The organism is Agromyces tardus (assembly GCF_003710805.1).
GTDB lineage: Bacteria > Actinomycetota > Actinomycetes > Actinomycetales > Microbacteriaceae > Agromyces > Agromyces tardus.
Map to the genome: position 1 here is coordinate 1 of NZ_RHHB01000036.1, position 19,542 is coordinate 19,542.

14 protein-coding genes, 2 tRNA genes and 1 pseudogene are annotated in these 19,542 nt (G+C 72.2%); 14 read left to right on the plus strand and 3 right to left on the minus strand.

The window, feature by feature from the left end; genetic code table 11:
• Window positions 1-65: 65 nt before the first annotated feature.
• Window positions 66-997, minus strand: a pseudogene (locus EDM22_RS14360) (ABC transporter ATP-binding protein).
• A gap of 122 nt (window positions 998-1,119) precedes the next feature.
• Here EDM22_RS14360 and EDM22_RS14365 point away from each other — a divergent pair.
• Entirely contained in the window at window positions 1,120-1,557 is a 438-nt protein-coding gene (locus EDM22_RS14365) for a hypothetical protein (protein ID WP_138708100.1), read from the plus strand.
• Here EDM22_RS14365 and EDM22_RS14370 read toward each other — a convergent pair.
• Window positions 1,541-2,344, minus strand: a complete 804-nt coding sequence (locus EDM22_RS14370) for a universal stress protein (RefSeq protein ID WP_170964148.1) — start codon at window positions 2,342-2,344, stop codon at window positions 1,541-1,543. The two genes, EDM22_RS14365 and EDM22_RS14370, sit on opposite strands and share 17 nt — an antisense overlap.
• 263 nt (window positions 2,345-2,607) lie before the next feature.
• Here EDM22_RS14370 and EDM22_RS14375 point away from each other — a divergent pair, with 263 nt between their 5' ends.
• Window positions 2,608-4,293 carry a sensor histidine kinase gene (locus EDM22_RS14375; protein WP_122937779.1) on the plus strand — a complete coding sequence of 562 codons (1,686 nt, stop codon included), beginning with the start codon at window positions 2,608-2,610 and terminating at the stop codon, window positions 4,291-4,293.
• On the plus strand, window positions 4,290-4,934 hold the full coding sequence (locus EDM22_RS14380; RefSeq protein WP_122937780.1) for a response regulator: 645 nt from the start codon (window positions 4,290-4,292) through the stop codon (window positions 4,932-4,934). The genes EDM22_RS14375 and EDM22_RS14380 overlap by 4 nt, the downstream gene beginning before the upstream one ends.
• A gap of 84 nt (window positions 4,935-5,018) precedes the next feature.
• Here EDM22_RS14380 and EDM22_RS14385 read toward each other — a convergent pair whose 3' ends face one another.
• Window positions 5,019-6,029 (minus strand): diacylglycerol/lipid kinase family protein, encoded by a 1,011-nt coding sequence (locus EDM22_RS14385; protein WP_122937781.1) that lies wholly within the window; start codon window positions 6,027-6,029, stop codon window positions 5,019-5,021.
• A gap of 162 nt (window positions 6,030-6,191) precedes the next feature.
• Between EDM22_RS14385 and serS the strand changes: the two genes are divergently transcribed.
• From serS to treZ, 11 genes are all read left to right on the plus strand, one after another.
• On the plus strand, window positions 6,192-7,460 hold the full coding sequence (gene serS, locus EDM22_RS14390) for a serine--tRNA ligase (protein ID WP_122937782.1): 1,269 nt from the start codon (window positions 6,192-6,194) through the stop codon (window positions 7,458-7,460).
• 8 nt (window positions 7,461-7,468) lie between these two features.
• Window positions 7,469-8,326: an HAD family hydrolase gene (locus tag EDM22_RS14395; RefSeq protein WP_122937783.1), complete on the plus strand. Its 858-nt coding sequence runs from the start codon at window positions 7,469-7,471 to the stop codon at window positions 8,324-8,326.
• A 105-nt stretch (window positions 8,327-8,431) separates the two neighbouring features.
• Window positions 8,432-9,754, plus strand: a complete 1,323-nt coding sequence (locus tag EDM22_RS14400) for an LCP family protein (protein WP_122937784.1) — start codon at window positions 8,432-8,434, stop codon at window positions 9,752-9,754.
• A gap of 192 nt (window positions 9,755-9,946) precedes the next feature.
• Window positions 9,947-10,031, plus strand: a tRNA-Ser gene (locus tag EDM22_RS14405).
• A gap of 4 nt (window positions 10,032-10,035) precedes the next feature.
• A complete protein-coding gene (locus EDM22_RS14410; protein ID WP_122937785.1) occupies window positions 10,036-11,370 on the plus strand; it encodes an LCP family protein in 1,335 nt (444 codons plus the stop codon).
• A 169-nt stretch (window positions 11,371-11,539) separates the two neighbouring features.
• Window positions 11,540-11,628, plus strand: a tRNA-Ser gene (locus tag EDM22_RS14415).
• A gap of 146 nt (window positions 11,629-11,774) precedes the next feature.
• Window positions 11,775-12,230: a hypothetical protein gene (locus tag EDM22_RS14420; RefSeq protein ID WP_122937786.1), complete on the plus strand. Its 456-nt coding sequence runs from the start codon at window positions 11,775-11,777 to the stop codon at window positions 12,228-12,230.
• Window positions 12,231-12,430: 200 nt separating this feature from the next.
• Window positions 12,431-12,850, plus strand: a complete 420-nt coding sequence (locus EDM22_RS14425) for a hypothetical protein (RefSeq protein ID WP_122937787.1) — start codon at window positions 12,431-12,433, stop codon at window positions 12,848-12,850.
• Window positions 12,851-13,002: 152 nt separating this feature from the next.
• Entirely contained in the window at window positions 13,003-15,252 is a 2,250-nt protein-coding gene (glgX, locus tag EDM22_RS14430; RefSeq protein WP_122937788.1) for a glycogen debranching protein GlgX, read from the plus strand.
• Entirely contained in the window at window positions 15,249-17,735 is a 2,487-nt protein-coding gene (gene treY / locus EDM22_RS14435) for a malto-oligosyltrehalose synthase (protein ID WP_122937789.1), read from the plus strand. Before glgX ends, treY begins: the two co-directional genes overlap by 4 nt.
• A complete protein-coding gene (treZ, locus tag EDM22_RS14440; RefSeq protein ID WP_122937790.1) occupies window positions 17,732-19,504 on the plus strand; it encodes a malto-oligosyltrehalose trehalohydrolase in 1,773 nt (590 codons plus the stop codon). Before treY ends, treZ begins: the two co-directional genes overlap by 4 nt.
• Window positions 19,505-19,542 lie beyond the last annotated feature (38 nt).

The following is a 19,542-nucleotide window of genomic DNA, read 5'->3' on the forward strand; positions in this document are numbered from 1 at the left end:
GGCCGTCGCCGCCGCGGCGGCCGTCGGGGTCCCGGCGCCCGCCGGTGCGGTCGGGCGCGGGCCGCTCATGGGGCGACCTCCGCCGCCTCGGCCGAGTGCGCCGCGGCGGTGCCGACGAGCGCGAGGTAGGCGTCCTCGAGGGTCGGGCGACGCACCTCGAGGGCCTCCAGCTCCCCGCCGTTGCGTACGGCCCAATCGGTGAGCGCGCGCAGCGCCGCCGAGGGGTGCTCGGTGGCGAGCCGCCACCCGGCGCCCTCCTCCACGAGCGGGGCTCCCACATCGGGTGCGGCGGATGCCGCGAGCCCGTCGCCGAGCCGGAAGGTCACGACGGTCGCGCGCTCCGCCGCCGCGAGCTCGGTCGGCGTGCCGAGCGCCGCGAGCCGGCCGGACACCATGACGGCGACGCGGTCCGCGAGCTGCTGCGCCTCGTCGAGGTAGTGCGTCGTGAGCAGCACGGTCTTGCCGAGCTGCCTGAGCTCCTCGACGACGGCCCAGGCCCGGCGGCGCGCCTCCGGATCGAAGCCGACCGTGGGTTCGTCGAGGAACACGAGCTCCGGGTCGCCGACGAGTCCCAGCGCAAGGTCGAGACGGCGGCGCTGCCCTCCCGAGAGCGTGGAGACCCGTGCCTTCCGCTTCTCGCCGAGTCCGACGAGGTCGACGAGCGCGTCGGCGTCGAGTCGCCGCGAGTACATCGCGCGCTGGAGCCTCAGGAGCTCGACGACCGTGAAGTCCTCCTCGAACCCGGCCTCCTGCAGCACGATGCCGATGCGCTCGCGATACGCCCGCTCAGCCGGCGCGGGTCGTGGCCGAGCACCGTGGCAGTGCCGCCGTCGGCCTCGCGATGTCCTTCGAGGATCTCGACCGTCGTCGTCTTCCCGGCGCCGTTCGGGCCGAGCAGCGCGAACACCTCGCCGGCCTCGATGTCGAACGAGACCCCGTCGACCACCGCGACGCCGCCGTAGACCTTCCGCAGCTCCCGCACCTCGATGGCGTGCATCGCGCCCTCCGCCCTCCCGGAGGCGTTCACGCTACGCGAGCGGCGCGTCCCGCCGCCGGGCCGAAGGGCCTGTGGGACGTTCGGCACCGCCGGGCGCGACGTTCGGCCCGCAGGCTGTCGGCATGGACGAGCAGCGCATCGGCGGCGGCATCCGCACCGCCCTCATGATCACCACGGGGTTCGTGACCGTCACGGCGTTCGCCGGCGGCGCGGCGCTCGTGACGGGATCGCTCGCACCCGAGCTCGCGACGGTGCTGAGCCCGCCCGCGGACTACCTCGAGGGCTCGCCGTTCGACTCCTACGTCGTGCCCGGCCTGGTGCTGGCGCTCGTGCTCGGGGGCGTGCACCTGGTCGCGTTCGTACTGCTCGCGCGGCGTCACCCGAGGGCGCTGCTCGCGACGGTCGTCGCCGGGTACGCGGCGGCCATCTGGATCGTCGTGCAGATGACGATCATCCCCTTCAGCGTGCTGCAGGCGATCTACGTCGCCCTGGGACTCGTCGAGATCGGCCTCGTGCTGCTCGCGCTCGGCGTGCTGCGCCCGCTCACTCGGGAACGATGACGACGGGCCCGGCCTGGTTCAGCAGCAGGTCGTGCGCGACGGTCCCGAGCCCGCGGTCCTCCGCGCCGGCTCGGCGCGGTCGACCGGCGACGACGAGCGCCATGTTGCGTGAGAGGTCGGTCAGCGCTTCGGCCGCGGGCTCCTCGACGAGCCGCGGGCGCACGGCCAGGCCCGGCGCGGCCTCCCGGATCGCCGAGAGGGTCGCGTCGAAGACGGCGTGCGCGAAGACCTCGGTGAGCGGTTTCGGCCACGTCGAGTGGAGCAGGGTGAGGTCGGAGCGGAGCCGCGTCGCCTCGTAGGCCGCGAACTCGATCGCCTCGTTCGACGCCGCCGCCGTGTCGATGCCGAGCACCACGCCGCGACGAGTCCGGCCCGGGACCTGGGGGATGATCGCGACGGGCGTGCTCGAGGTCGCGGCGAGCTGGAGGCTCCGTGAGCCGAACGCGCGCCCCCGGAAGTAGCCGGTGCGGTGCGTGCCGACGACGATGAGCTCCGCCTCGCGGGCGAGGGCGGCGAGCGTCAGCATCGGGTTGCCGACGGCGACGACCGCGCGAGCCGGGACGAGCGGTGCCGCAGCTCGGGCGGAGGCGAGCTCCTGCTCCACGATCCGCTCGGCATTGCCCGACAGCTCCGCCCGCGCCGAGGATCCCACCGTGCCCCACTCGTCGTCCACGACGTAGACGAGCACGAGTTCGTCGCCGACGGCCGCGGCACGGTCGAGGGCCCATTCGAGCGCGGCCCGTGCCGCGAGCGAGCCGTCCACTCCGACGTAGATCTCACCGGTCATCGTGTCTCCCCATTCCTTCCAACAGAGTGCACGGCCCATGCCCGAACGCACCGGGCACTTGGTCCCGCACCGGGGTCCCATCCGGCGCGTCGCCCGCTCGGCGGCTTCCGCACGACGGCCAACCGGACTTACAGTGGGCAGGACCGGCGTTTTCCGCCGAAGGGTCGTGGGGGCCCGAAGGGTCGTGGGGATTGAACGAAGACACACCGCTCTCCTTCCCCGACGCACCGCGCGCACATCTGGAGGATGCCCTGCGCGAACTGATGGATCGTGCGACGGAGGTCATGGCCACGCAGGGCCGGCTGCGCTCACTCCTGCGCGCGACGCGTGCCGTCGTGGAGCCGCTCGATCTCCCGGTCGTGCTGCGGCGCATCATCGAGGCGGCCGTCGAACTGGTCGATGCCGAGTACGGCGCGCTCGGCGTGACCAGCCCGCACGGCGGGCTGGAGCAGTTCATCCACGTCGGGATGCCGCCCGACACGGTCGACACGATCGGCCACCTCCCCGAGGGGCACGGGCTGCTCGGCGCGCTCATCGAGGACCCCAAGGCGATCCGGCTCCACGATCTCGCCGACGATCCGCGGTCCGCCGGCTTCCCGGCCGGACACCCGCCCATGACGACCTTCCTCGGCGTGCCCATCCGCGTGCGAGGGGAGGTCTTCGGCAACCTCTACCTCACGAACCACCGGTCGTCGGACTTCAGCGCCGAGGACGAGCAGCTCGTCGAGGCGCTCGCGGCCACGGCGGGGTTCGCCATCGAGAACGCCCGACTGTTCGCCGAGGCCCGCACGCGAGCGGGGTGGATGTCCGCGTCCGCGGAGCTGGCCTCCCTCATCCTCGCCACCGACCAGAACGGCGTGCTCGAAGCGGTGGCGGAGCGACTCGTGCAGCTTGCGGACGCCGATCGGGTCGTGCTCGTGCAGCCGATCCCGCACACCGCGCTGCTGCGCGTGCTCATCGATCAGGGTCTGCACCCCCGGCGTGGCGCAGCCGACGGCGACGAGGCGGCATCCGTCGAGATCGCCGCCTCCCGCACGATCGCCGGGTCGGTCGCCGAGAGCGGTCGTCCGCTCCTGCGCGACACCGAGTCCACGGCTGCCGACGCTGCCGACGCCCTCGCCGTCGTGGACGGCGGCGTGGCCGGCTCGATGCTCGCCGTGCCCCTGCGTTCGCCGGGAGCCGGCGGCGAGGTGCTCGTCATCGCCCGCGGACCCGAGCGGCCGCGCTTCCGGTCCAGTGACCTCGAGATCGCCGACGACCTCGGCAGCCGACTCGCGATCGCGTTCGAGCTCTCGGAGGCGCGGGTCGCGCAGCAGCGCGTCGCGATCCTCGAGGACCGCGCCCGCATCGCACGCGACCTGCACGACCACGTCATCCAGCAGCTCTTCGGCACCGGCCTCGAGCTCCAGGCGGCCGCCGGGCGGCTCGGCGACCACGAGGAGGCCGAATCCGTGCTCCTCGCGGTGCGTCGCCTCGACGACACCATCTCCCAGATCCGCAGCCTCATCTTCGCGATCACGGCGCCCGACCACGGTCGGCGTACGGCGCGGATCCGGATCATGGAGCTCGCCGCCGAGGCATCCGCCACCCTGCCGCGGCCCGTCGACGTGCACTTCGACGGCCCCATCGACCTGCTCATGGAGGGCCGGCTGCTCGAGGAGGCGACAGCGGTCGTGCGCGAGCTCCTCATGAACGCCGTTCGGCACGCGCAAGCCGATGTCCTCGCCCTCGCGGTGTCGGTCGATGAGCGCGTCGCGACGGTCTCGGTGCACGACGACGGGCGCGGCATCCCGGCGAACGGCCGCCGCAGTGGGTTGAGCAACCTCGCGATGCGGGCGGAGGTGCTCGGCGGGGAGATGACGATCGCCTCGAAGGCGGGCGACACGACGGTTCGGTGGGAGGTCCCGCTCGATGGGGCCCCGGAGAGTGCGAAGGCGGTACGAGGGTGATCCGGGTGTTCGTGGTGGACGATCATGAGATCGTGCGGCGAGGGCTCATCGGCCTGCTGCAGGCGGAGCCCGACATCGAGGTGGTCGGCGAGGCCGCGACCGCCAGGCAGGCGGGTGGCCGCATCGCGGCCACGTCGCCGGATGTCGCGGTGCTCGACGTGCGGCTGCCCGACGGCAGCGGCATCGACGTGTGCCGCGAGCTCACCGAGCGCGCGCCGGACGTGCGCTCGATCATGATGACCGCGTACGACGACGACGACGCGCTGCTCGCCGCGGTGATCGCCGGCGCCTATGGGTACGTGCGCAAGGACATGCAGGCCAACGGGCTGGTTGCCGCGATCCGCACGGTGGCCTCGGGCCGGCGGCTCCTCGATCCGAAGCTCGCCGACCGCATGGCGGATCGCATGCGCGGCGACTCCGACTCCGGCTCGGGTGCCGATCCGCGGCTCGCGTCGCTCGGCCTGCGGGAACGCCAGGTGCTGGCGCTCATCGCCGACGGGCTCACGAACCGGCAGATCGGCGAGCACCTGAACCTCGCCGAGAAGACCGTGAAGAACTACGTCTCGGGACTCCTGCGCAAGCTCGGCCTCGAGCGGCGCACGCAGGCGGCCGTGTTCGAGCTGGAGCACCGGCAGCACTGACTCGAGCGCCGGCAGCCGGGCGGACCTGCACCCGCACCAGCACCAGCGCGGCGCATCGCGGTGCTGCCGGCCCCGCGCTCGCCGTCAGCTGCGCGGAACCCGCACGGTGAGCGCACCCGGGTCGACGACGAACCGGGCCGCCGTGATCTCGCCGAACTCCTCGCCGTCGATCTCGAACTCCTCCGGCGCGCCCTCGATGACGACGTCGACAGAGTGTCCGCTCGCGTAGACGACCTCGCGGCGCTTGTCGCCGCCGGTCAGGTCGATGAGCTGGCGGCCCAGGGCGGACTTGCGCAGCACGCGGTTCTCCCAGGCGACCTTGCGCCAGATCATCAGCCAGCCGAAGAAGTTGCGCGGCTGCAGCCGCACGACGTCGAGGCGGCCGTCGTCGACCTCGGCGTCGGGGATGAGCTCGATGTTGCCCGGCAGGTAGCCGAGGTTCGCGATCATCACGGTCGCCACGCGCGAGCGGTGCGACCGCCCGTTGTCCATGCGATGGGTGATCCGGAACGGCTTCGACGAGGGGATCGCCCGGATTCCCGCGTCGACGTAGGCCAGCCACCCGACCTTCTTCTTGAGGTCGGGGTTCGTGTTCGCGATCATCGCGGCGTCGAAGCCGATGCCGCTCATGACGAGCGAGACCTCGGTGTCCACGCTGCCGTCGGGGCGGCGCACGCGGGCGCGCAGCACGTCGATCGGGCGGTCGGCGCCGGTGAATGCGAGCTCGACCGCTGCGGGGATGTCGTTGACGGGGATGCCGAGGTTGCGTGCGAACAGGTTGCCGGTGCCGAGCGGGATGAGTCCCACGGGCGTGCTGGGGTCGTCGAGGCCCTCGGCGACCGAACGGACCGTGCCGTCGCCGCCGGCGGCCAGCACGAGGTCCGCGCCCTCCTTCGCCGCCTGCTGGGCCTGGCCGCGGCCGGGGTCGTCCTCGGTCGTCTCGATCCAGAGGCTCGGCCCGTAGCCGTGCTCCTGCTCCGCCGCGGCCACCGCCGTGCGCAGCTCGTCGACGCCCTCCTTGACGGGATTGAAGATCACCGCTGCGCGACGATCGCCCGCGGCATCCGCTCGCTGTTCCTTGTCGTCGGCAGTCATGGGTCAAAACTAGGGCATCGACCCTGTACGGGCGATGAAGTCCGCGAACGGTTCCGCTGGCGGGCACCCCCGGCCGCGGTGGCTGGCCGCCCCGGACCGCGCTGTTCCGCCGTGCTGGCGGGGTCCCCGAGCCGTGCGGATGCCGCGGCTAGACTTGCTCGGGTGATCGACCCTCTGCTGCTTCGCGAGAACCCCGACCTGGTCAAGCGCTCGCAGGAGGCGCGCGGCGAGTCCACCGCGTTCGTCGACGACGCCCGTGCCGCCGACGGCGCGCGCCGTGCCGCGATCGCCGCGTTCGAATCGCTCCGCGCCGAGCAGAACGCCTTCGGCAAGCAGGTCGCGAAGGCGCCGAAGGAGGAGAAGGCCGCACTCGTCGCGCAGGCGCAGGAGCTCGCGGCGAGGGTGAAGGAGGCGAGCTCGGCCGCTGCCGACGCCGAGGCGGCGTTCACCACCGCCGTGCAGCGCATCGGCAACGTCGTGATCGACGGCGTGCCCGCGGGCGGCGAAGACGACTACGACGTGCTCCGCGAGGTCGGCGACATCCCCGCGTTCGGGTTCGAGCCCCGCGACCACCTCGAGCTCGGCGAGCTGCTCGACGCGATCGACATGCAGCGCGGCGCGAAGGTGTCGGGCGCCCGGTTCCACTACCTGAAGGGCGTCGGCGCACGCCTCGAGCTCGCCCTCATGACGATGGGGCTCGACAAGGCGATCGGCGCAGGGTTCACGCCGCTCATCACCCCCACGCTCGTGCGCCCCGAGATCATGCAGGGCACGGGCTTCCTCGGCGCGCACGCCGAGGAGATCTACCACCTGCCCGACGACGACCTCTACCTGACCGGCACGAGCGAGGTCGCGCTCGCCGGGTACCACGCCGACGAGATCCTCGACCTCTCGAACGGCCCGCTCCGCTACGCGGGCTGGTCGACGTGCTACCGCCGTGAGGCGGGCAGCCACGGCCGCGACACCCGCGGCATCATCCGCGTGCACCAGTTCAACAAGCTCGAGATGTTCAGCTACGTCGACCCCGCCGACGCCGAGGCGGAGCACGAGCGCCTCCTCGGCTGGCAGGAGGACATGCTGCAGGCGCTGGGCCTCGCCTACCGGGTGATCGACACCGCGGCCGGCGACCTCGGCTCGAGCGCCGCGCGCAAGTACGACGTCGAGGCCTGGGTGCCGACGCAGGAGGCCTACCGGGAGCTCACCTCGACCTCGAACTGCACGACGTTCCAGGCTCGCCGCCTCGACATCCGCCATCGCACCGAGAGCGGGAAGACGGCGCCGGTCGCGACCCTCAATGGCACGCTCGCCACGACCCGGTGGATCGTCGCCATCCTCGAGACGCACCAGCAGGCCGACGGGTCGGTGGTCGTGCCCGAAGCGCTTCGCGGCTACCTCGGGGGCCTCAGCGTGCTCGAGCCCGTGGTCCGGTAGGCGAGCGGATGACGCAGACCGCCGCTGGTCGAGGAGGCGTCGACGACGCCGTCTCGCGGCCCTCCCGCGCCGACGCCTGGTTCGTCGCCCTCGACGTCGACGGCACGATCATGCACGAGGACGAGACGATCGACCCCGCGGTCGGGGCGGCCGTCGAGGCCGCCGTCGCCCGCGGCCACCTCGTGACCCTCGCCACCGGCCGCTCGTGGGCGACGACCGCCCCCGTGCTCGACGAGCTCGGCATCACGCCCGAGTACGTGGTGTGCGCGAACGGCGCGATCACGATGCGCCGCGATGCGGACTCCCCCGAGGGATGGGTGCGGGCGCACGTCGAGACCTTCGACCCGACCGGGGTGCTCGAGCGCATCCGCTCGTTCCTGCCGGGCGGCCGCTTCCTCGTGGAGCTGCCCGACGGCTTCCGCCTCTACACCGAGGGCATGACCGAGTGGAACCTCGACCGTGCGCGCGAGGTGCCCTTCGAGGAATTGCTCGGTCAGCCCGCGACGCGCGTCGTGGCGACCTCGGTCGACCACGACCTCGACGAGTTCTTCGCGGTCGTCGAGCAGATGGGCCTCCACCACGTGAGCTACGCCATCGGCTGGACCGCCTGGCTCGACCTCGCGCCCGACGGCGTCAACAAGGCGACGGCGCTCGAGCGGGTGCGCGGCTGGCTCGACCTGCCGCTGCATCGCGTGCTCGCCGTGGGCGACGGACGCAACGACGTCGAGATGTTCCACTGGGCGGGCGCCGCGGGGCGCGCCGTCGCGATGGGACAGGCCCCCGACGAGGTGAAGCACGCCGCACGCGAGGTCGCGGGCACGATCCACGACGCCGGCCTCGCCGAGGTGCTCGACTCCCTGCCGTGACCCGTCGGCGCCGCCCCGTCGCCGCAGCAGGGCGCGGCCGCGCGAGCGCGGCGACCCGCCGAACGCACAGGCACGGCGGGTAGGATCGGCCCTCGGGGAGGTGCGATGAGCGAACCCGTCGGCAACAGGCCCGGCGCGCGATCGGCACGGTCCGGCGCGCCCTCCTCGGCGTCCGTCGACGGCGCAGAGCTCCACGCGCGTCACGGTCGGCTCCCCCGGCGCAGCGGCGTGCGCACCGCGGTGACGCTCGTGGCATCCGCCCTCGCGGTGCTGCTCGTGAGCGGCGGCGTCGTCGCCGCCTTCGCGGTCGGCAACCTGCTGGGCTCGGTGAAGCCGGGTGTCGAGCTCGCAAGCGACGACGTGCTCGAGAACGTGCCCGATATCGGCGCGATGGAGGGCGGGCTCAACTTCCTCCTCGTCGGCAGCGACAAGCGCCCCGCCAACGGCGCGTTCGGCGACCCGGAGGAAGAGGCCGGGGTCCTCAACGACGTGACGATGGTGCTGCACATCTCGCAGGACCACTCGCACGTCGAGGTCGTGAGCTTCCCGCGCGACATGCTCGTCGACGTGCCCGAGTGCCCCGACCCGAACGACGCCGCGAATCCCTTCTCCGCCCGGTACCAGGTGAAGATGAACACCATCCTCAACGAGGGCGGGCTCGGCTGCATCGCCTCGACCGTCGAGGGCATGCTCGGCATCACGATCCCGGTGGGCGGAATCGTCGAGTTCGACGGCGTCGCAGCGCTCTCGGAGGCGGTCGGCGGCGTCGACGTCTGCGTCGTGGACGCGATCGACGACCCGTACTCGGGCCTGAAGCTCGACCCGGGCACCCACTCGCTCAAGGGCTACCAGGCGCTCGCGTTCCTGCGCACGCGCCACGGCGTGGGCGACGGCAGCGACCTCGGCCGCATCTCGAGCCAGCAGTCGTTCCTCGCGTCGCTGGCCCGTGAGCTCCAGTCCACGGGCACCCTCACCGACCCGGTGAAGCTGTACTCCATCGCGAAGGCCGTGCTCTCGAACATGACCCTCTCGACGGGACTGCAGGACGCCGGACGACTCATCTCGATCGCTCGCGCCATCGCCGACATCGACCTCTCGAAGATCGCGTTCATCCAGTACCCCACGACCTACCTCGACGACTACTCCGCCGTCGTCCCCACGGAGTCCGGCGCCGTCATCGCCTCGGCGCTCCAGCAGGACGTGCCCGTGGTCTTCGACCCGACCGCGACGGCGAACGCCTCGTACGGCACGGTCGACCAGAGCCCCACGCCGACGGATGCGGCGCCGCCGACCGACCCCGCGGCGGCCCCCACCGACGCACCCGCCACCGAGGCGCCGGCGACCACCGCGCCGAGCGCGGCGCTGCCCGGCGACGTCACGGGCCAGACCGCCGACGAAGTCCGCTGCGCGGCGGGGAACGAGGGCTGACCGGGCGATCCTCGCTGGGGGCGGCGCGACGACGGTCGGGATCGCCGCGGCGACCGGTCGGGAGCGCCGCCGACCGGTCAGGACCCTTTCAGAAACATCGTGGGAGGCTGGTCGAAATGCGCTTCGGCTAGAATCGGGGCCTGCCAGCCCGACGGAGCCCCGTGACGACACGGAGCGGCGCCGTGCCGGCATGGAGGGCTGTCCGAGCGGCCGATGGAGCTGGTCTTGAAAACCAGTGGGCAGCAATGCCTCGTGGGTTCGAATCCCACGCCCTCCGCGCCATGAGAGAGGAGACCGGCCGAGTGGATCACGACCTGCGTCACACGTCGCGTCGCGCCGCGAAGACCCCGTCGATCGCCCGTCACGGCCGCCTCAGCAGCCACAGCACGTGGAAGACACTCGCGAAGGTCGCCGCATCCCTGCTCGCGGTGGTGCTCGTCTCGGGCGGCGCCGTGGCGTCGTACGCCGCGTGGGACCTGGCGAAGACCGTGCAGCCCACCGTCACCCTCGGCAACGAGTCGGTGCTCGAGGGCGTGCCCGACGTCGGGGCGATCGAGGGCGGCGTGAACCTGCTCATCATCGGCAGCGACAGCCGCCAGGGGCAGGGAATGGCGTTCGGCGATCCCGCCGAGGAGACCGCGGTCCTCAACGACGTGACGATGCTCATGCACATCGCGGAGGACCACACCCACACGTCGGTCATCAGCTTCCCGCGCGACATGCTGGTCGACGTGCCGGCGTGCACCGACCCCAACGACCCCACCGGCGAGCCCCTCTCCGAGCAGTACGGGGTCAAGATCAACACCGTGCTGTCCTACGGCGGCATGCCGTGCGTCGTGAAGACCGTCGAGCAGCTCACCGGGGTCACGATCCCGTTCGCCGGCATCGTTCAGTTCCTCGGCGTCGCCGGGATGTCGGAGGCCGTCGGCGGTGTCGACGTCTGCGTCGCAGAGAAGATCGAGGACGAGTACACGGGCACCTTCCTCGACCCGGGCACCCACACCCTGTCGGGCATGGCCGCCCTGCAGTTCCTCCGCACCCGCCACGGCGTCGGCGACGGCTCCGACCTCGGCCGCATCTCGAACCAGCAGGTGTTCCTGTCGGCCCTCGCTCGCAAGCTGCAGGCCGACGGCACCTTCACCGATCCGGTGCGCCTGTACTCGATCGCCAAGGCCGCGCTCGCGAACATGCAGCTCTCCGACAGCCTCATGGACGCGACCCGGATGATCTCCATCGCCAAGGCGCTGAAGGACATCGACCTCGCCAAGATCGCCTTCATCCAGTACCCCACGGGCTACGTCGACGGTGGCGGGGCGGTCGCGCCGACCGATTCCGCCCAGATCGTGAACCAGGCGCTTCAGCAGGACATCCCCGTCGTGTTCGACACGGCCGCCCAGGCGGATTCGGCGTTCGCCTCGGCCGTCGACCCGAACGCCCAGGCTCCGGCTCCGGCCGATCCGGCAGCGACGGACGCCGCGACCGATCCCGCGGCCACCGACGCCGCCGCCGATCCTGCAGCACCGGCGCCGACCGTCGAGGCCCTGCCGAGCGACGTGAGCGGGCAGACCGCCGCGGAGACCCGCTGCTCGGCCGGCCGTTCGCTGGAAGACCAGTAGCGGCATCCGCTCGCGCCGTCACGGGCGCCGCTCGGGGGCTCGCCGGGGCCCGGTGATCGCGCGGATGCCACGGTGCGCCCGCGCCGCGGCGGGGCACGCACGCTCGAATCGTCAATCCCGCGACGGCCGGGTTATGATGGCAGTCGCGCAGGCCGTGAGGCTCGCGCGAGGAGACGTCGCATAGTCCGGCCGAGTGCACCACCCTGCTAAGGTGGAGTCCCCGTAAGGGGACCAGGGGTTCAAATCCCCTCGTCTCCGCTCGAAGACAGGCTGCCGTCCGCGGCGGCCTTCGTCGTATCCGGAGGGTCGCGTGGGCCGTTCGGCCCCACCATCTCCCCCCGGCGCGATCTAGGCTCCGGTGATCACATGACACCGGGGGAGTGGCACGTATGCGACGATTCACCATGGCCGCAGCGATCGTCGTCGCGGGTGCGGCCGCACTGACCGGCTGTTCGGGACAGGTCGCGGATGAGGTCCGCGAGAGCGCGACCGCGAAGGTGAGCGAGAGCGCGGCGGCGATCAAGGATGCCGCCTGCGCGAAGATCACCGCCGGCATCGAGGAGATCTCGAGCGGCATCACGGCCCGGCTCGAGACGGCGACGGCGGAGACACGTGCCGACGTCGAGGCGTACCTCGCCGACGCCGCCGACCAGGTCGACGCACTGGTCGCGGACGCCGAGAACGACCAACTCGTCGCGGCGGTGCAGGACTTCGCCGACGAGGTCAAGGAGTCGGCCGACTATGCAGCCGAACTCCCCGACGACTCTTCCACGCAGGATCCTGAGAAGCTCGCCGAGCTCGAGCAGAAGCTCGACGACGCGGTCGCGAAGGTGGAGGACGCCTGCTCGGGCGACGAATAGCTTCTGGCGACGCTCCCGGGCTCGAGCTTCGCGCGCCGACGCCGCCGGGCCGCCGGCGGCCATTCGGCGAGCCGTGGTCGAGGCCGTCGCCGCGCGAATGGCAGCATCCTGCTGTCCCCCGGCTGCATCCTGTCGGCGGCCGTCGCTAGGCTCTGATCCGTAACACGATCAGGGAGATCTGCACGATGCAACGAATCACCATGTCCACCGTTCTCGTCCTTTCCGGCGCCCTGCTGCTGTCGGGCTGCGCCTCCGGTGGCGCCACGTCCGCCGCGCCTGCCGACGACACCTGCACGACCACCGCCTCCGAGGTGCGCGACATCTCGAACGGCGTGCAGAACAACCTCGCGGCCGCCAGCGACCTCGACGAGCTCGACACGTACCTCGACGACGCGAGCGCGCGCGTCCAGGCCCTCATCGACGACCTCGGCGACGACGAGAAGCTGCAGTCCGCGGTCGAGGGCTTCCAGGAGTCCGTCGCCACGGCGACCGACTACGCGGGCACGCTGCCCCAGCCCGACGCCGACGGCGCGATCGCACAGGACCCCGAGGCCCTCGCCGAGCAGCAGACGAGCCTGCAGCAGGCGTCGGCCAAGGTCAGCGAGGTCTGCGCCGACTGAGGTCGCGGCCGGCTCGGCCGGCCCACGCGAGAACGCGAAGCCCGTGGCATCCGCTCACCCGGATGCCGCGGGCCTTCGCGTCTTCGGATTCGTATTCCCGATGCCCGCCCCTACGATGGGCGGAGGTTCGCTCGACATCTGGGGGACGACGAATGCACACCTGGCCCGGTTCGAGTTACCCGCTCGGCGCCACCTTCGACGGCAACGGCACGAACTTCGCCCTCTTCAGCGAGGTCGCCGAGCGCGTCGAGCTCTGCCTGTTCGACAGTCGCCGGCGCGAGAAGCGGATCGACCTCATCGAGGTCGACGCCTTCATCTGGCACGCCTACCTCCCGCAGGTGCAGCCGGGGGAGCGGTACGGCTATCGTGTGCACGGTCCGAACGACCCCGCCAAGGGGCTGCGGTGCAACCCGAACAAGCTGCTGCTCGACCCCTACGCGAAGGCCGTCGAGGGCGAGCTGAAGTGGAACCAGTCGCTCTTCGGCTACCAGTTCGGCAACCCCGACAAGCGCAACGACGCCAACTCCGCGGCGAGCATGATGCTCGGCGTGGTCACGAACCCGTACTTCGACTGGAGCGGCGACCGGCATCCGCGCACGCCGTACGCGTCGAGCTTCATCTACGAGGCGCACGTGAAGGGACTCACCCAGACCCTGCCCGGCGTGCCCGAGGAGATCCGCGGCACGTACGCGGCGATCGGGCATCCGGCCGTCATCGATCACCTCCTCAAGCTCGGCGTCACCGCCATCGAGCTCATGCCCGTGCACCAGTTCGTCAACGACGGCACGCTGCAGGAGAAGGGCCTGTCGAACTACTGGGGTTACAACACCATCGCGTTCCTCGCGCCGCACAACGCCTACGCCGCGAGCGGCCAGCGCGGCGAGCAGGTGCAGGAGTTCAAGGCGATGGTGAAGGCGCTGCACGCAGCCGGCATCGAGGTGATCCTCGACGTGGTCTACAACCACACCGCCGAGGGCAACCACATGGGGCCCACCCTGTCGTTCCGCGGCATCGACAACGCCGCGTACTACCGGCTCGTCGACGACGACCAGCGCTACTACATGGACTACACGGGCACCGGCAACTCGCTCAACGTGGGGCACCCGCACGCGCTGCAGCTCATCATGGACTCGCTGCGGTACTGGGTGCTCGAGATGCACGTCGACGGCTTCCGCTTCGACCTCGCCTCCACGCTCGCCCGCGAGTTCTACGAGGTCGACCGGCTCGCGGCGTTCTTCGAGCTCGTGCAGCAGGACCCGGTGGTGTCGCAGGTGAAGCTCATCGCCGAGCCGTGGGACGTGGGCCCGGGCGGCTACCAGGTGGGCAACTTCCCGCCCCAGTGGACCGAGTGGAACGGGCAGTACCGCGACACGGTGCGCGACTTCTGGCGCGGCGAGGCCGCCACCCTCGGCGAGTTCGCCTCGCGGCTCACGGGGTCGGCCGACCTGTACGAGCACTCCGGGCGGCGGCCCGTGGCATCCATCAACTTCGTGACCGCGCACGACGGCTTCACGCTGCGGGACCTCGTGTCGTACAACGAGAAGCACAACGACGCGAACGGCGAAGACGGCAACGACGGCGAATCGCACAACCGTTCGTACAACTTCGGCGTCGAGGGTCCCTCCGACGACCCCGAGGTGCTGACGCTGCGGGCGCGGCAGCAGCGCAACTTCATCGCGACGCTGCTGCTCTCGCAAGGGGTGCCGATGCTGTCGCACGGCGACGAGCTCGGCCGCACCCAGCAGGGCAACAACAACACCTATGCGCAGGACTCCGAGCTCAGCTGGATCGACTGGAAGCGCGCCGACCAGCCGCTCATCGAGTTCACGGCGGCGCTCGCGAAGCTGCGCGCCGACCACCCCACCTTCCGCCGCAGCCGGTTCTTCGACGGGCGCCCCGTGCGGCGCGCCGAGGGCGACCCGGTGCCCGACATCGTGTGGCTGCGTCCCGACGGGTCGGTCATGGAGCCCGAGGACTGGGACTCCGGGTTCGGGCGCTCGATCGGCGTGATCCTCAACGGCGACGGCATCCGCGGGCGCGACCGCCGGGGCGAGCGCATCACCGACCGGCACTTCATCCTGCTGTTCAACGCCCACACCGAGGCGGTCGACTTCCACCTGCCGAGCGGCGAGTACTCGCCCGAATGGGAGGTCATCATCGACACGGCGGGCATCAACGCCGACACCGAGGTGCGCAAGCCCGGCGCCGTGGTGCACGTGGAGCAGCGCTCGCTCATCGTGCTGCGCCAGCACGATCCGACGCCGGTGGACCTCGACCACTCGGTCGCGGCGTCGCTGTCGGCGCTCGTCGCCGCGGCCAACGAGGAGGGCTCCGCCCCGATCGCCGAGGCCGCCGAGCCGCCGACGCCCCGGTCGGCGCGGAAGCGGAAGCGCAGCTCATGACCCGGGCCCGCGAGCCGCGTTCGACGTACCGGCTCCAGATCCGCTCGGGCTTCACGCTGGCGGATGCCGCGGGGCTCGTCGACTACCTCGACGCGCTCGGCGTCGACTGGGTGTACGTCTCGCCGCTGCTCGGCGCGCGGGCGGGCTCCGACCACGGCTACGACGTCGTCGCGCACGACGAGGTGGATGCGGCACGCGGCGGTGCGGCCGGCCTGCAGCTGCTGTCGGATGCCGCGCACGCGGCCGGTCTCGGCGTGCTCGCCGACATCGTGCCGAACCACGTGGGCGTCGCCGTTCCCGCCGAGAACGCCTGGTGGTGGAGCCTGCTGCAGCTGGGACCCGAGTCGCCGCACGCCGCGGCGTTCGATGTCGACTGGGACGCCGCGGGCGGGCGCCTGCGCATTCCGGTGCTCGGCGGCGCGCTCGAGGAGGCGGCCGCGTCGGGCGACCTCCGCGTCGAGGGCGACGAGCTGCGGTACTTCGAGCACCGGTTCCCGCTCGCGCCGGGCACCGCGGATGCGGTCGCGACTCGCGCCGACGATGCCGAGCCGGCCGGCGCCGCGGCATCCGACGTGCTCGCCGTGCACGCCCGCCAGCACTACGAGCTCGTGCACTGGCGCCGCGCCGATGCCGAGCTCAACTACCGCCGGTTCTTCGCGGTGAACGAGCTCGCGGGCATCCGGGTCGAGGACCCGGCGGTGTTCGACGCGAGCCACGCCGAGATCGTGCGCTGGGTGCAGGGCGGACTCGTCGACGGGCTGCGGGTCGACCACCCCGACGGCCTTGCTGCGCCCGGCGCCTACCTCGACCGACTCGCCGACGCGACCGGCGGCGCGTACGTGCTCGTCGAGAAGATCCTCGAGGGCGACGAGGCCCTGCCGCCGTTCTGGCGGACGGATGGCACCACGGGCTACGACGCCCTCGCCGACGTCGACCGGGTGCTCGTCGACCCGCGCGGCGAGGCGCCCCTCGACGAGCTCGACGCCCGCCTGCGGGCCGACACCGGCATCGCCGGTTACGGGACCTGGCATGACCTGATTCACGGCACGAAGCGCGGCATCGCCGACGGCATCCTGCGCAGCGAGGTGCTGCGCCTCGAGCGGATGCTGCCGCAACCGGCTCCGCCCGACGCGGCCGACGCCATCGCCGAGCTGCTCGCCTGCTTCCCCGTCTACCGGTCCTACCTGCCCGCGGGGCGGGAGCACCTCGAGGAGTCGGCTGCGCTCGCCCGACGACACCGCCCCGAACTCTCCGATGCGATCGAGGCACTGATGCCCGTGCTCGGCGACCCCGACTCACCCGTCGCCGTGCGCTTCCAGCAGACGAGCGGCATGGTCATGGCCAAGGGCGTCGAGGACACCGCCTTCTACCGGTGCACCCGCCTCGGGTCGCTCACCGAGGTCGGCGGCGACCCGTCGCAGTTCGCGATCGCGCGCGACGCCTTCCACGACCGGCAGCTGCGCCGGCTCGGCACCCTGCCCCACTCGATGACGACGCTCTCGACCCACGACACCAAGCGCGGCGAAGACGTGCGCGCCCGCCTGGACGTGCTCGCCGAGGTTCCCGAGCGATGGGCCGAGGTGCTCGAGCGGTTCCGCGCGATGGCCGGCTCCACGGGCGACGGCCCGTTCGACGCCCTGCTCTGGCAGGCGATCGTGGGGGCGTGGCCCGCGTCGCGCGAGCGGCTGCACGCCTACGCCGAGAAGGCCGCGCGCGAGGCATCCGTGTCGACGACGTGGTACGAACCGGATGCCGCGTTCGAGGGGCGCATGCACGAGGTGATCGACCGGGCCTTCGACGATCGGGCGGTGCGCGCCGAGCTCGACGGGTTCGTCGCGTGGATCGCGCCGGCGGGCTGGTCGAACGGGTTGTCGGCGAAGCTGTTGCAGCTCACGATGCCCGGCGTGCCCGACGTGTACCAGGGCAGCGAGCTGTGGGAGACGAGCCTCGTCGACCCCGACAACCGGCGGGTGGTCGACTTCGACGAGCGGCGGCGGATGCTGCGCGACCTCGATGCGGCCCTCGACGGCGACGGCGACGTCGACGCCGCTCGCCTGCCGCCCGTCGACGAGACCGCCGCGGCGAAGCTCCTCGTCACCTCGCGCGCGCTGCGGCTGCGCCGCGATCGCCCGGAGCTCTTCGCCCGCTACGTGCCGATGGTCGTGACGGGCGCGGCGGCCGAACACGTGCTCGCCTTCGACCGCGGCGGCGCAGTGACCGTCGCGACGCGCCTGCCGGTCGGGCTCGCCGCTCGCGCGGGCGCCGAGCCCGCGGCATCCGCCCCTGCCGAAGCCTGGAAGGACACCCTGCTCATGCGCCGTGCCGGCCCCACCGTCGACGTGCTCACCGGGCGCCGGTTCGAGGCGGGTGCGATCCCGCTCGCCGAGCTGCTCGCGCACTACCCGGTGGCGCTGCTCGCCGACGTCGACGCACGAGCCGGGTCGCGCGGCGGCCGTCACGTCGCCGACGAGGGCGCCCGATGAGCGTGGAGGTGTGGGCGCCGATCCCGTCCCGGCTGGCGCTGCGGCGGACGGGGCACCCCGACGCCCCGATGGAGCGAGCCGACGGCGGCTGGTGGCGGCTCGACGTCGAGCTCGCCCCCGGCGACGCCTACGGCTTCGTGCTCGACGACGACGACCGGGCGCTGCCCGATCCGCGCTCGCACCGCCAGCCGAACGGCGTGCACGAACCCGGCGTCGCCTTCGACGTCATGGCGCACGAGTGGGCGGATGCCGCGTGGACCGGCCGCCAGCTCGCGGGCGGTGTGATCTACGAGCTGCACGTCGGCACGTTCACGCCCGAGGGGACGCTCGACGCCGCGATCGGGCGACTCGACCACCTCGTCGACCTCGGCATCGACTTCGTCGAGCTGCTGCCCGTCAACGGGTTCAACGGCACGCACAACTGGGGGTACGACGGGGTGCTCTGGTACACCGTGCACGAGGGGTACGGCGGGCCGGAGGCCTACCAGCGCTTCGTCGACGCGTGCCATGCGCGGGGGCTCGCCGTCATCCAGGACGTCGTCTACAACCACCTCGGGCCGAGCGGCAACTACCTGACGCGGTTCGGCCCGTACCTGCGCACCGCGAGCCGCAACACGTGGGGCGACTCGGTGAACCTCGACGAGCCCGAGGTGCGCCGCTTCATCGTCGAGAACGCGCTCATGTGGCTGCGCGACTTCCACATCGACGGGCTGCGGCTCGACGCCGTGCACGCCCTCGCCGACACGAGCCGGCCGCACCTGCTGCAGGAGATCGCCGAGGCATCCGATGCCCTGAGCGCGCACCTCGGGCGCCCGCTCTCGCTCATCGCCGAGAGCGACCTCAACGACCCGAGGCTCATCCTGCCGCGCGAGGCCGGGGGCTATGGACTCACGGCGCAGTGGAGCGACGACCACCACCACGCGCTGCACGTCGCGCTCACGGGCGAGACGAGCGGCTACTACGCCGACTTCGCGCCGCTCGACGCGCTCGTGAAGACCACGACGAAGGGCTTCTTCCACGACGGTTCGTACTCGTCGTTCCGCGGGCGCGACCACGGCGTGCCGATCGACCCCGCCGTGCCCACGTGGCGGCTCGTCACCTTCACGCAGGACCACGACCAGATCGGCAACCGGGCGGCCGGCGACCGGATGTCGCAGACGCTCGGCGAACGCCGCCTCGCCGTCGCCGCGGTGCTGAACCTGACCTCGCCGTTCACCCCGATGCTCTTCATGGGCGAGGAGTGGGGCGCGTCGACCCCGTGGCAGTTCTTCACCTCGCATCCGGAGCCCGACCTCGGCCGTGCGACCGCCGAGGGGCGCATCGCCGAGTTCGCCCGGATGGGCTGGGACGAGTCGGTGGTGCCCGACCCGCAGGACCCCGAGACGTTCCGGCGGTCGAAGCTCGACTGGGCCGAGCGGGAGTCGGGCGCGCACGCTCGCCTGCTCGAGCTGCACCGTGCCCTCCTGGTGCTGCGGCGGGCCTGGCCCGAGTTCACCGACCCGGCCTTCGCGCACACCGCGGCCTGGGCGGATGACGCGGCCAAGCGGTTCCGCATGGATCGCGGCCAGGGCGTCGGCGTCGGCGGCCTCGCGGGTTCCGGACCGGCGCCCATCGTCAGCGTGCTCGCGAACCTCGGATCGGAGCCCTGGCCCGTCGCGTTCGACGGCGACCTCGAGGTGCTCCTCGCCACCGATCCCGCCCTCGCCCGCACCGACGCCGGCCTGCTCCTGCCTCCGGAGTCGGCGGCGATCGTGGCCCGAGTGGGCTGAGGCCCGCCCGCCGAGCGCACTCGCGGCTCGGCGCGGGA

What these genes read in the sequence shown, in the direction of transcription:
- EDM22_RS14425 (WP_122937787.1), top strand. Translation starts at nt 12,431, where the DNA reads ATGTCCACCGTTCTCGTCCTTTCCGGCGCCCTGCTGCTGTCGGGCTGC.
- EDM22_RS14400 (WP_122937784.1), top strand. Translation starts at nt 8,432, where the DNA reads ATGAGCGAACCCGTCGGCAACAGGCCCGGCGCGCGATCGGCACGGTCC.
- EDM22_RS14375 (WP_122937779.1), top strand. Translation starts at nt 2,608, where the DNA reads ATGGATCGTGCGACGGAGGTCATGGCCACGCAGGGCCGGCTGCGCTCA.
- EDM22_RS14395 (WP_122937783.1), top strand. Translation starts at nt 7,469, where the DNA reads ATGACGCAGACCGCCGCTGGTCGAGGAGGCGTCGACGACGCCGTCTCG.
- treZ (WP_122937790.1), top strand. Translation starts at nt 17,732, where the DNA reads ATGAGCGTGGAGGTGTGGGCGCCGATCCCGTCCCGGCTGGCGCTGCGG.
- EDM22_RS14365 (WP_138708100.1), top strand. Translation starts at nt 1,120, where the DNA reads ATGGACGAGCAGCGCATCGGCGGCGGCATCCGCACCGCCCTCATGATC.
- EDM22_RS14420 (WP_122937786.1), top strand. Translation starts at nt 11,775, where the DNA reads ATGGCCGCAGCGATCGTCGTCGCGGGTGCGGCCGCACTGACCGGCTGT.
- treY (WP_122937789.1), top strand. Translation starts at nt 15,249, where the DNA reads ATGACCCGGGCCCGCGAGCCGCGTTCGACGTACCGGCTCCAGATCCGC.
- EDM22_RS14370 (WP_170964148.1), bottom strand. Translation starts at nt 2,344, where the DNA reads ATGACCGGTGAGATCTACGTCGGAGTGGACGGCTCGCTCGCGGCACGG.
- glgX (WP_122937788.1), top strand. Translation starts at nt 13,003, where the DNA reads ATGCACACCTGGCCCGGTTCGAGTTACCCGCTCGGCGCCACCTTCGAC.
- EDM22_RS14410 (WP_122937785.1), top strand. Translation starts at nt 10,036, where the DNA reads ATGAGAGAGGAGACCGGCCGAGTGGATCACGACCTGCGTCACACGTCG.
- EDM22_RS14385 (WP_122937781.1), bottom strand. Translation starts at nt 6,029, where the DNA reads ATGACTGCCGACGACAAGGAACAGCGAGCGGATGCCGCGGGCGATCGT.